General features: G+C 54.8%; 8 protein-coding genes. 2 read left to right on the top strand and 6 right to left on the bottom strand.

Annotated features, from left to right (window positions below; all coding sequences use genetic code 11):
- Positions 1 to 428: 428 nt before the first annotated feature.
- Positions 429 to 1,412, top strand: coding sequence for an LLM class flavin-dependent oxidoreductase (locus tag ACN08Y_RS03680; RefSeq protein WP_419100749.1), 984 nt, complete (start codon positions 429 to 431; stop codon positions 1,410 to 1,412).
- Here ACN08Y_RS03680 and ACN08Y_RS03675 read toward each other — a convergent pair.
- From ACN08Y_RS03675 to ACN08Y_RS03655, 5 genes are all read right to left on the bottom strand, one after another.
- Positions 1,409 to 2,122, bottom strand: a complete 714-nt coding sequence (locus ACN08Y_RS03675) for a response regulator transcription factor (protein WP_419105215.1) — start codon at positions 2,120 to 2,122, stop codon at positions 1,409 to 1,411. The genes ACN08Y_RS03680 and ACN08Y_RS03675 overlap by 4 nt on opposite strands.
- 113 nt (positions 2,123 to 2,235) lie before the next feature.
- A complete protein-coding gene (locus tag ACN08Y_RS03670; protein WP_419111854.1) occupies positions 2,236 to 3,597 on the bottom strand; it encodes a histidine kinase in 1,362 nt (453 codons plus the stop codon).
- Between the two features lie 67 nt (positions 3,598 to 3,664).
- A complete protein-coding gene (locus tag ACN08Y_RS03665) occupies positions 3,665 to 4,249 on the bottom strand; it encodes a DUF421 domain-containing protein (RefSeq protein WP_419105213.1) in 585 nt (194 codons plus the stop codon).
- Positions 4,250 to 4,594: 345 nt separating this feature from the next.
- Complete coding sequence (locus tag ACN08Y_RS03660; RefSeq protein ID WP_419100745.1) at positions 4,595 to 5,938, bottom strand: MFS transporter; 1,344 nt, start codon at positions 5,936 to 5,938, stop codon at positions 4,595 to 4,597.
- A 146-nt stretch (positions 5,939 to 6,084) separates the two neighbouring features.
- A complete protein-coding gene (locus ACN08Y_RS03655) occupies positions 6,085 to 9,987 on the bottom strand; it encodes a replicative DNA helicase (protein WP_419111853.1) in 3,903 nt (1,300 codons plus the stop codon).
- A gap of 215 nt (positions 9,988 to 10,202) precedes the next feature.
- Between ACN08Y_RS03655 and ACN08Y_RS03650 the strand changes: the two genes are divergently transcribed.
- Positions 10,203 to 11,171 carry a siderophore-interacting protein gene (locus ACN08Y_RS03650; protein WP_419111852.1) on the top strand — a complete coding sequence of 323 codons (969 nt, stop codon included), beginning with the start codon at positions 10,203 to 10,205 and terminating at the stop codon, positions 11,169 to 11,171.
- Between the two features lie 19 nt (positions 11,172 to 11,190).
- Here ACN08Y_RS03650 and ACN08Y_RS03645 read toward each other — a convergent pair whose 3' ends face one another.
- The gene (locus tag ACN08Y_RS03645; RefSeq protein WP_419111851.1) at positions 11,191 to 12,357 is read right to left on the bottom strand and encodes a glycerate kinase; all 1,167 of its coding nucleotides are present in this window, start codon (positions 12,355 to 12,357) and stop codon (positions 11,191 to 11,193) included.
- Positions 12,358 to 12,927: the final 570 nt, after the last annotated feature.

Here is a 12,927-nt window from a genome sequence, read left to right as displayed (position 1 = left end):
TCCTGATTCTGGCAGCTTCCCGCTGGTGGGGTTTTCGCTGTGTGATTAGGCGTTTTGTTGGCTTGGCGGGGTTTCCCTCGCCGCGGCGACTGGTAATACTTTACGCAGGTTTTTCACACCGCGCAAATCGAAAAAGAGGAGAGGACGGGCTCAAAGGGGCCCAAAAGGGGCTTTTCCCCACCCCCAGCCTCTCTCTGCAATGATGTTTCACCTAGTCAAAAGCTATCTGTGAGGCAGGTCTATGGTATATATCTATGACCTAGTCCACCAAAATTTCCTACCGCTCTCCCCGTTTTGCCCCTCAACGGCCCTCAGCTTTACTCATTACCTGGATATTCAACTCCACTATCGGCACGGTAGGGAATACAAGCAAACCTCCGCACGTTGTAGGACCTAGACAAGAGCATCACCCTGAGCAAGGAAAACCAATGCCAGCACTCTCATTACTTGACTTCGCGCTCATCTTCCCTGGGGAAGGCCCCTCAAATAGCTTCAAAAGGTCTGTGGCCCTAGCCCAGCAGGCAGAAAAACTAGGCTACGACCGCATCTGGTACGCAGAACACCACAATATGAAGCGCATCGCTTCATCTGCTCCCGCAGTTCTTATTGCCCATGTTGGCGCCCACACCCAGAAAATTAGGCTGGGCGCGGGCGGGGTAATGCTCCCCAACCACTCCCCGCTCACCGTTGCCGAACAGTTCGGCACGCTGGCAGAAATGTACCCCGACCGCATAGACCTGGGTCTGGGACGCGCACCCGGAACCGATATGCGCACCCTCCGTGCGCTAGGCCGCGACCCACGAGATGCCGAACGGTTCCCCCAGGATGTCCAAGAACTCCAGGGCTACCTCACCGGTAAGACACTGGTCCCAGAAGTACATGCAACCCCTGGCGCAGGTACCAATGTTCCCCTCTACATCCTGGGGTCCTCACTCTTCGGTGCCTCTCTAGCGGGCTCTTTAGGTCTGCCCTACGCCTTTGCCTCACACTTTGCACCCACCCAGCTTGAACAGGCCATCAAGGTCTACCGCGATCGCTTCGCCCCCTCAGAGCAGCTCCAGGAGCCCTACGTTATTGCCGCCGCTAACGTCATTGCAGCGGACAGTATGCAAGAAGCCAAAGCCCAGCAGGTTATCGCCCACCGCCAGCGCGTCAAATCAATGATGCGCCTCGATGACCGCGATATGACCGATGAAGAACTCGACCTGCTCGTAGAATCAAGCCAGGGCCAGCAGATTCTGGATATGCTCCGCTACACCGCACTTGGCACAGCACCCGACATCAAGGACTACCTCACCCGCTTTGCCAATATGGTCCAGGCCGATGAAATTATGATCTCTAACCTCTCCCCCAGCACCGAGCAAGCCCACCGGGGCCTAGAGATACTGGCAGAAGCGATGATTAAGGCCTAAATGTCTAAGAAAGCGAGGACGGCCCGGACCCGCCGATTACCGGTATCAGCGGGAAGGTCAAGCTTGTCAAAAATGTTACCCACATGCTTAGCAACGGTAGCTGCCGAAATATAAAGGTCCTGCTCAATCTCTGCGTTGGAGTAACCCCGAGCCATGAGCCTCAGAATCTCTAACTCCCTGGGGGACAGGCGAGCCAGCTTCCCATCAGTCCTGGCAGGCACAGATGCAGAAGCTGCCAGCACCCCGCCACTTTCTGGTGACACCGGTGGAGTTCCCGCACCCAAAAGGTGTTGCACCACATCGGGATCAATGACGGTGCCCCCGTTGGTCACGGTCGTGAGCGTCTGAGCGAACTCCTCAATATCACCCACCCGATCTTTGAGAACATAACCAAGCCCAGCCGCCGAACGCGCAAAAAGTTCCCGCGCATAGGCTGTCGTGATGTACTGCGATAACACCACAATTGGCAAACCAGGGTAAGCCTCACGAAGTTCCAAGGCAGCTTTCAACCCATCGGACGTGTGGGTAGGGGGCATACGCACGTCGGTAATCACGATATCGACCCCCTCACCGGTCTGTGCCGCATGGACGGCGGCCAGCAAAGACGGAGCGTCCTCAACCTCTGCAATAACGGTATGACCCATAGCGCCCAGAACCATCGCCAGCCCCTGACGGAGCAGAGCAGAATCTTCAGCAAGGATAATACGCATGAGCGGCCTTTCAACGGTGTCTCATTCCCAGGGTACAGACCCCGGCTACTTTCTACTGCCCAAGAACCGGCAGGTAAATAATCTACCCACCGGTTCTTTGCTCAATCAGGACCCTAGGCCAGCGGCAAACTGACCGTCAGCCGGGTAGGCCCACCCTGCGGCGAATCAAGCTGAGCATGTCCGCCCAGAGCCGCTGCCCGTTCTACCAGACCAGCCAGGCCGGTGCCACCATCCAGGTTAGCTCCTCCTATGCCGTCATCTTCTAGACTGAGCACAAGCAGGTTCTCAACCACCGCAACCGTTATCGAGATACGCTGTGCCTGTGCGTACTTGAGAGTGTTAGTGACAGCCTCGGTCACCGTGTAGTAGGCGGCCCGCTCAATCTGCTGGGGTAGACGCTCCGGAGCGTCGTAGGTCAGGTGAACCGGAATGAGGGTGTGGCGGGCCAGCTCTTCCAGGGCCGCTTTCAACCCGTAGTCCTCAAGCACCGGTGGGTAGATTCCCCGCACCGTATCGCGCAAGGTGTTCTGAGCGTGGGCAAGCTGAGCTCGGGCTTCGATGACGTGCTCAAACAGCCTGCTAGCCCGCTCGTCCTGGATGCTATCGGCAAGGCCCTTAGCCTCCATCTCCGCCAGACCCAGACGCAGGTTAAGATTCACCAGCTCCTGCTGAACACCATCGTGTAGGTTCCGTTCAATCCGGCGGCGCTCACTTTCAAAAGCGTCAACGATCTTGGTGCGGGAAGCTGCAAGCTGGGCAAGCTGTTTTTGTTGCTCCTCGGGGCGAGGGGAAAGAATCAGTTTGGAGAGGCTGGCACCGGCCGCCGCTAAAAGACCGTTCAGGTAAGCAAAAATGACAAGACCGATAACCATAGCAATGGGGAAAACCCACCATAGCTCAGGAGCTATCTCAGTAAATGGCCCACTCAGTTGTTCTCCTCCGTTAGTTGCCTGTAAACGCTGGAAATCCTGTTCAGAGTACAGACCAAAAATCTGGCCCCAGTCAATATACAAACGGTTGCCGATACCTGTGTAGTAGGTCAGGCTAACGCACACTGCAAGGAAACCAAGCTCTACAAAGAGGAAGAACCACCCAGCAATGAGGCCCCACACAGTGGTCAGGGCAAGCGAGCCAACCTCACGCCAGGTCGCTACCTCTTTTAGGCGGAAAAGTAAACCGTCAAAGAAGTTCTCACCGGGATAGCTCACATGGCCGTCTCGAATCTGGCCGTATCCGCTGACCTTCAAACGCCACCGCTCATAGAGACCAAACCCAATAGCTGCAAAAGGTAGAAGCACAATCCCAATCAGGGAAGCAGTAAGAGTAAAGACCACACCAGAGATAACGCTCTGAGCCAGCAGAGTAGCCAGGGCAATCCAGGGGCCTGCGGAAAACACGTAAAAAGGGCTAGCCATACGCCGCCACAGGCTCCTGACGGATGGTTCCTTGCGCTGAGTATGAGAAATGTTTGTCATACTTCTATTCTTGATGAACAGACAGCACTAAACAGTGGAGCAGACTCTACTCTTGATTCCAGCCCACTCACTCTGTGGTAGAGCCAGCTCTACCGGTGAGAACCTTTTCAGCGCCGATAACACCGCGTAGCAGCTTAGGGTCAATATCCTCACCTTCACGTACGATACTGAGGTGACCGGTCACCTCTAAAATGACGCACTGAACCTGATCAAACTGAGAAATACCAGCTTTACGCAGGGCTGCATAAATCTCTGCCGGCGCCAAATGCGAGCGCTTGAGGTTGCGCACCACAAACTTACCGTGGGCCATGATGACGCGTGGCTTATGGTTGAGGTGGCGGATACCGGTCACCGACTGCACTGCCCCAAAGATAATCTCTAAGAGCATGAGCGTTCCAAGGCCCACCATGCCCGAAGCAAGAGTGGGAGGGTGACCAATGATGACACGACCAGCAACAGCACCAAACATAATGATGATGACCGCATCAAAGCCGTTCCAACCACTAAGAACCCGCACCCCAAAGATGCGGACAAGCACCAAAAAGGTTAAGTAGATACCCACTGCGGATAACATCACGATAGGAATACGCCAAAGCTCAATCCCCAGATACTCATGTAAGGCGGGACCCCAGCCCTGCGGTGGTTCCAACAAGAGAGGACTCCTCCTTTTCGTCTAGCTGGCCTAACGGTAAGTGAGATGGTTATGTTTTTATGCAATAGATCCAGGCACAACAATCACCACTGCCCAAGACTCTTATGCCCTACTCAACGAAAGCTTCAGCCTAGGCAGCCCGCCACAAGAATAAGAGTATTGGTTCCGAAGTAAGTCACATACATTCTCTAACATCTTCTCAGTTTTGGAGTGAACTCGCACCAAGCACAACTGGCCGGTGACCCAGAGCTAAAGATGCCCCTTGCGAATCTTCTGGTGCTACCGTACAGCTGGCTTTCACTCAAAAGACCGGTCGCCCCAAAACCTACACCCACTTTCCTATAACTACCTGAGGTCAACAGTCCTTCTAAGCGGAACCAGTAGTAGAGGGGCAACTGCGCCTAAGGCAATAAACAACCAACCTATTTCAGCTTCAGCCCCGGATATAACAAGCTTTGACACTACAGATGCCAGCACAGCAGCGCAGACAGTCGATGCAATTGACTCACTCAGTACAGAGGCAGTGGCAAGCTCAGCGTCCTTAAGACCATCAGCACGGGGAGGCTTCTCAAATAAAGCATTCATGACATCCAGATAGATAAGCCCTATGCCTAGGCCTGTCATACCAGAACAGCAGGTCAGCATGAGAGCCGCTCCGGTTGGGAGAACCACTAAAAGGTAGCCAATACCAATCAAGCCGGCTGAAAGACAGGCAATACCGAGACTCCCCCGCCAGATAAAATACCTACCAGTTGCAGGTTTAGCGCCGGTGAACATGCCTACAACAGCCCATGCCAGCCCTGAGGACATCAAAGTAGCAGAGATCAGAGAAACCGAATCATCAAACCGCTCCGATATGGCCACAGCAATAATGGAATCTGCACCCAAGTAGATACCTGTCAGCAAGAACTTGAGGAGAACAGCGGAAGGACGGCCCCTTCTGGCAGAAAAAACACCCGCTGGTAGCAAGAGACGTGCAAAAAATAAGGCACCAGCAACACCGCAGGGAAGAGCCAACCAGATACTGTGCTGGGATCCATTAGAGAGCGAAATAGTAAGGACAGAGGTAAAGAGGGCAAGGGAAAGAAGGAGCGTTCTCCCCGCAGACTCGCCCCTGTGCTCCACAACTTGAGAATGTTCACGGAGGCTCACAGCAACCAGCGTTCGCGCCAGCAGAAGCAGCGGCAGGTAAAGAACAAGGGCCCAACGCCAACTAAGAAGCTCGGATATCAAGGCAGCATACAGGGGGCCAACAAGAGAAGAAATTACCCACATGGCAGAGTAACCAGCCAGCACCATCTGGCGCCACCGCGCTTCAAGATGCCTTACGATAGCGGCCAGCGACACTGCCCCTAACAAGCCAGCAGCTAGACCTGAAAAGATACGCCCAGTAGCAAAAACCCAGATATTGGGGGCAAGGGCGCTAGTAACCCCACCAATTACGGTAACCCAGGTGCCGGCAAGAAGTAAGGATGACGCCTTCCAGCGCCCAAGCGCCAGCGGTGCAAGTGGAATAGTTACAAATGAAGCAGCCAATGATGTGGTCGTAATCAGGCCAAAATATTGTTGAGCTTTAAGCTCTGCACCAATTTCGGGAGTCACAAGCGAGAGAACATAAATCTGAATCCCAGCGATCAGCTCAATCAGTAGTAAAGAAACCGATAAGAGCACCGTTCTAGACCGATGCATTGCTTCCCCTCCCTGATTTTGCCCCATGATCGCCTCACCCAATACCGGATCGGTCAAGCCGTCTGGAGACTGAAGTTGACCAGGGATTCTATCTCTAGCCACCAGCCGCCGGCTACCTTATGTATGGGATGCAGTTAGTCTAGCCCCTAAAAGGTTTCAGTACCGGTGTAGGAATCGTGCACCATGTTGGCAAAGCGCGAATAGTGGCCCTGGAAGGCAACCGCAATGGTCTTAGTGGGGCCGTTACGGTGCTTAGCCACAATGACGTCGGCTTCGCCAGCACGAGTGGACTCCTTATCGTAGTAGTCCTCACGGTGAAGCAGAATGACCATATCCGCGTCCTGCTCAATCGAGTTGTGAACGGTAATGCCGTTAGCAACAAAGTTGTGACTCCCCAGGACAGTAGCGTCAAAGACCTCTTCTTCGCCGTCGTATTCAATCCCGGTCACGGTATCCCAGAACAGGTCATTAACCGCCAGCATCTCTAAATCTGCGGCATCAAGGACCGTAGCAACCTTCTCCAGGCGCGAGCCAGACGGCGCACTCTTGTCATAGGAGGAGCCGCAGTACTGTGAGCCCATAGCGGCCTGGAACTCACGGTGGCTCATGCCTTCCTCCGACAGAATCTTTCTCACATCATCCCAAACCTGGACGGGTGCTGTATCACCATTCGTATTGGAAGAGGATCCCCCATCGGTCAGAGCAGCAAGCAGCAAGGCACAGTTCTTAGCCCGCTCCCCGTAGGAAGAGATTTCGCGTAAAAACCTCAGCTGTTCATCGCGCCCAGAAATGTCCAGGCTGTACCCCTGGGGGTATTCGCCCTTGATAGTGCTAGCGCGAACCCGCGAGTTAATGCCAAACCGCAGAAGAAGAAGCGATAGCTGATCCACGAGAGCACGAGAGGTCGAACCGTAGTAGATACGGCCCGCCCGGCCATTCTTATTGAGGGTTACCGAGCCATCAGTAGCCCAAAGATGCTTGATAAACAGAGCAATCTGACGTTTGGGCAGAGCAAAGACCTGCTCCGGGATAAATTTCTCCCAAGAACGCTTATCAAAGAGCCCCAGTTCATCGAGCCACGCAGCCAAGGGATTGCCTTTACCGTGGGTCAGTTTCTCCGGTGACGGTAGACGCAAAGAAGTACAGCGAGCCGCCGGGTGAGTATCACGAACACCGGTAATTCCGAACTGCTTACGGGCTGACTCAGCCACCGCATCAAGGTTTTCCGGATCGATAGAGGCGTAGCGGATAGGCTGGTGGGCAAGCGCTGAACCATCACCAATCATGTGAGCTAGCAGAATAACCTGCTCATCGGTCCACCGGGTACGAACAGACGGGCCGTTAACGTGCCGGGGTACACCGAGCCGGTCACCTACGGATAGTTCTCCCAGCCCCTTCCAGCCGGTGTAGGTGAAGAAGGGGTGGTTGGCAGTAGCGCGGAGAGTCTTACCGGATGCAAGAGTTAGACGATATACAGGCTTCACCCCGGTTGAGAAAACGTGGGTGAGGTGACGCTCCACAAAGCGCATATCGTCACCCAAAGACCAGACAGGGATATCCCGAGCTCCCTGCGCGAAAAGCTCAGCCATGGTTACCTCGGCACCTGTATCTGACCGTAGGATGCGAGTATCTGCCGTCAAACAACCCGACTCACGAAGGTCAGAGACCTGGGGCTTCTTGTCGGGGCGCTGCTCAGAACCACGGTTAAGCTGCGATAGGGCAATCAGGGGAACTTCAAGCTCCTTAGCCATCAGCTTGAGGGCACGCGAGAACTCTGAAACCTCTTGCTGGCGAGATTCCACTTTCTTACCGGAACTCATGAGCTGGAGGTAGTCCAGAACAATCAGTTTGAGGTCGTTCTTCTGCTTGAGACGGCGGGCCTTAGCGCGGATCTCCATAAGGGTCATGTTCGGTGAATCATCAATGAAGAGCGGCGCGGAGTCCATCTTGCCCATAGCCGTTGCAATCTTGGCCCACTGGTCATCGTCCAGTCGGCCCTTACGCAGGTCTGACAGGTTAATACCGGCCTCAGCCGACAGGATCTTCATGGCAATTTCGTTACGCCCCATTTCTAGGGAGAAGAAAACCGTGGTCATCTTGTGCTTAATAGCCGCCGAACGAGCTATATCCAAAGCGAACGTAGAGTTATGTGTCGGCACAAAAGCAGATGATGCCAGGAAAAGGTGGTCGCTGTTATCAACCTCAATGCAACGCACCGGAACAGATTCAACAGGCTCAACAGACACAATGTAACGCCAAGTACGCTTAGCCGTAGGACGGGCATCCCGTTCGCGGTGCATCTGGTTCTTGCGGGACAAGCCAAAAACGGTATCTGAGGTAGAGAAGGTCAGCTTGTACGCGGTTGAACTTTCTGGGGTACGAGCAGCCACTTTCTTGGTCCGCAGGCCGGTGCGATAGCCCAAAGAATGGACGAGTTCCTGCACATCAAGAGCAAGCTGTCTGTTGGTGACAACAAACTGAACACATCCCGCGTTGGTCACTGTCCCATAGCTGTCCAAAAGGCCCGCCAGGAGAGCCCTGCGCTGCAACTCCGATGCGCGAAGGTACGACATAGGAATGTGCTTATTATTCAAAACACCCAGAGTACGCAAACGCCCCTGCACACTCGCCCGAGAACGGTGGCAGCTCAAGCATCGCAAACCGGCAGTACACGGCCTCCCACAGTCAATGCAGGTCGCACGAGACTGTGGAGTAGCAATGAGATTTTTACGCTTACCCCCGCAGGTACGGGAGCATGTGGTGACGTTTCGGTCAGTGTGGGTGAATTCCTTCCCACAAACCTGGCAGTGTTTCGTAAACTCCCGGTTTTCTTGTGGGAGATGAACTGAATAGGTAAGGCCCTGAACCTGGCGGATGTCGTACCCATCAGCTTCAATTCCCTGGAGAACCTCATCATCTGCTGTGGTGATGCGAGCAGAAGCGGCGGCGCCGTCACCCAGCCATACCCCAAGAGTGTATGGGGCAATAGGAAGATCAGCGTCGGGCAGCTGAAGTGCACTGGCATTGGAAATGCAATGGTTAGCGCGGTTATCAGCGGTAGCGCAGCGCACCGTCTCATGAATCTCAGCGGTAGTGCGTACCTTAGCACCTGCCAGCTGCGGCTCATCTACCGCAGGTCCCCCTGCCCCTACCTTGATGCGAGCGCGACGAGAAGCCCGTGTGTGGGTAAGCCACTGGTGCTCAGCATCGGCAATAATGCGGGTTCCGTCGTCAAAGGTCACGGTATAGCAGGGACGGCCGGTCATAACTTCGGTTGCATTGATGACCTTGGTGGGGCGGCCGTCTGCACCGAGAACAAGATCACCGACCCGAATATCACCCATGGTAGTCCAACCTTCCGGGGTGGGAATCGGGGTGTCAAGCGCGAGAGCTTTACCCATAGCAGGGCGGGCCGCCACCACAACCATTTGACCAGGTTGCAAACCAGCAGTAAGTTCATCAAACTCGATGAAGCCGGTGGGAACACCGTGGATACCGCCAGCACGTGAACCGTTAGCTTCGATTTCTTCAACGGTGCTGTTCATGGCTTCGGACAGCGGGACGTAGTCTTCCCTGGTGTTATTAGCCGATACACCATAGATTTCGGCCTGGGCAGCGTTCACCAGGTCTTCCGCTTCACCATCGCCGGAGTAGCCCAGTTGAACAATCTTTGTCCCCGCCTCGACCAGGCGGCGGAGCATAGCCCGTTCTGCCACAATTTCGGCGTAGAAACCGGCGTTAGCCGCTGTGGGCACACTGGCGATAAGGCTGTGCAGGTAGGCTGCCCCACCTACCCTGTTGAGTTCGCCGCGCTTGGTGAGCTCATCGGCTACGGTAATCGCGTCTGCCGGTTCGCCGTGCCCGTAAAGGTTGATAATTGCTTCGTAAATCATCTCGTGGGCAGGCTTGTAGAAGTCTGCGCCGCCACCGATGACCTCAACAACGTCGGCAATAGCGTCCTTGGACAGCATCATGCCTCCCAGAACTGACTGTTCTGCGGTGTCGTCGTGCGGCGGTGTGCGAACAAATTCAGACTGACTCTCAGACAAAGCTGCCCCTTCGGATCAAAAGATGGTGAGCTTCTATCATCTCACTTTAGGGTAGGTGTGTCCTACCCTCTTCGCTCTGAGGCTAGAGGGGCGAAGGCGGTATGTGGAAACATAGTTCACCCCGTGTGATGCAGACAACCATACAGGAGTAGCATGGTACATGAGACCAGACAGGTCTGAGAGGCCGCTGTATCGCGCACCTGAAAGGACTACACGTGGGCAAAAAGAACAAAGGCAAAGAGAATGATGCCAAAGACCTCATCAAGGAACTTAGGCACCTTAGAAAGAGCCACAAGAAACTTCTCAAACGGGTGCAAAAGCTAGAAGAGTCCTTGGCCGCTTACACAGCTTCAGCCGCCCCCACTCCAGAGGCGCCGACTGAGGCAGAATCAACCGACTCGCAAAATACGAGTAAGCCAGCACAGAGCGCCTACCCTGCACCCATGAAGTCCGGCAAGTACAAGAACGGCTACGCCCCTTACACGGTCACTGAGGTAGGCAAACTCACCCCCACCGTTATGCGCCTAGTAGCTGAACCTGCCGGTCAAGCCAGCGCTGAGTCACAGGGCCTGGTGGGTGAGTATATTCGACTTGTGACCGGTAAACAGGGTGAAGCGCTCCCCGAACCTGATCAAGCCAAAAACAAGGTGCGGTGGAACCAGCCCACCAAGAGCACTAAGTACACGGTTCGCTCCTACCAGGAAGAAACCGGGGCGCTTGAAATCAATATCGTTCTCCATGAAGCAGGAGCAGGCACTACCTGGGCGCAGGAGGCAGCGGTGGGGGACCTCATCCACCTTCTGGGCCCAAAGTCCGGCTACGAGATTAGTGACGACTACGATTTCTACCTGCTTGCGGGGGACGAAACCGGACTACCCGGCATGGCTCGGTGGATCGAGTCCATGCCCTACGATGCCCGGGGTGTAGCTTTTATCCAGGTAGCAGGCCCGGATTCACACCAGCAGATTGATGCACCCGAAAACTTTGAGGTGGTTTGGGTCGACTCCACCCTGCCCGGGGCGCTAGCTGATGCCGTTCAGTCTTACCCCCTGCCCCAGGGCGCTATCTTTACCTGGCTTGCAGGAGAGTCGGGTTCTATTCAGCCACTCAGAGCATGGGTACGGCGGGAGCTAGGGGTTCCCAAGGGCCACGGGTATTCAAAAGGCTACTGGAAAAAGAAGTAAAACAACCCAGTAAAATCGTTTATTGACCGGCTTTGATTTCCTCTGGGGGTTCAAGGTAATTACGCGCTATCAGCGCACCTAGCTCCTGCACATAGGGAGCCGGGTCAGCTAGCGACTCTGCCAGCCTTGCCTGGGTATCGGCTGTTACCGAGTAAACAGCGGTGAAACCTGCCCCCTGATATTGTTCTTGACGCAGTTCATTGATACCGCACACCGCAATGGCGGGGATACCCTTTTGGTGCGCCGCGTCAGCAACGCCAGCAGGCCCTTTCCCCTGGAGGGTCTGCTCATCAAATTTGCCTTCCCCGGTGACAACAAGATCTGCGCAAGCAAGCGCATCGTAGAAGCCCGTGAACTCACAGCAGATATCCACGCCGGGGCTCACACTTGCACCAAGAACAGACATGCAGGCAAAGCCCAACCCACCAGCCGCCCCGGCCCCGGGTGCGTGCGCGAATGTTCCACGTGAAACGTTAAGTGATTCTTCAACGAGGACAGCTAGCTTTTCAAGGTTTTGGGCCAGTAAGGGGACTTGCTCCGGGGTGGCTCCCTTCTGTGGCCCATAGACTGCCGCCGCACCATGAGGGCCAACAAGGGGATTGGTAACGTCACTGGCAACAATGATGTTGAGGTCCTGCAAGCGGGCATCTAGCCCGGAGATATCCACGCCTGCTAGTTCCGCTAAGGCACCGCCGCCGGGAGCAAGTTCCCTACCTAGCCGGTCGCAGAAACTTACGCCGAGCGCCTGGAGCATACCCGCTCCCCCATCAGTAGTAGCAGAGCCACCCAGGCCAACAATAGCTGCCTGCGCCCCGTTCTCTACCGCATGTAGCAGCAGCTCTCCCACGCCGTAGGAGGTAGCGTGCCAGGTATCAAGCTGTTCAGAAGTCAGTGAAGCCATACCGCAAGCCTGAGCGACCTCAAGGACGGCGGTATATTCAGCTTCAGAGTAGGCGTAGCGGGCAGTAACTTTCTGACCAGAGAAGGGGCCGGTCACTTGGCACTGCACTTCGGTGTAACCTGCGGCCAGAGCGGCATCGACAGTGCCATCACCACCATCAGCAATAGGGCAATGCACCACGGAATAGTGAGGTGCTACGCTCTGTATCCCCGCAGCCAGCGCTTCGCAGAGCCGTGCACCGCTCAGGGTTCCTTTGAATTTATCAACCGCCAGTAAAACTTTCATGGGTCTATTATGTGCAGATTAAGACGCATTCGATAAGCCACAGAACTCTACAGGCCCTTGAGATACACGGCCGCTTATCTATTGCCTACAGGTAAGCGCTTAAAGCAGTGGTGCCGGGTCCTGCGACCCGGCACCACCATTACACACATTTACACATCGATCAAAGACCCATGCAAAATACACACTTTCTTTCTTGAGGTCCAGAAGAACCGGCCACCTTGCGGCTGTTCTTCCCTTGAACCTGTACTACCAGTATGCTCCAGCGGCCTGAGCGCGATATAGATTGTTTCTGTGGGCGGACTGAGAATATCTGTTCCTCTCTTGCCTCCAGAGCACCGTCGGGTGCAGGGAAGACCACAGATAGGCACAAAAAGTGGCGAGGCCCCCATACTGGTCTCGCCACTCTCCGATGAAAGACAGGTTCAGCATTACCTGACTTTGAAGCACACACACATTCGCTTCTTATAGCCTTTCAAGCTAATACCTCTATATAACCTCACTAGGCTTATGGTGGGTTTTAAGTTACCTGGGAACTAGCTGGGTATTTATGTTTTTTACTGCAAAAACTTC

The organism is Rothia sp. P5764, assembly GCF_048512965.1.
GTDB lineage: Bacteria > Actinomycetota > Actinomycetes > Actinomycetales > Micrococcaceae > Rothia.
This window is presented reverse-complemented; position numbering and strand designations above follow the sequence as displayed.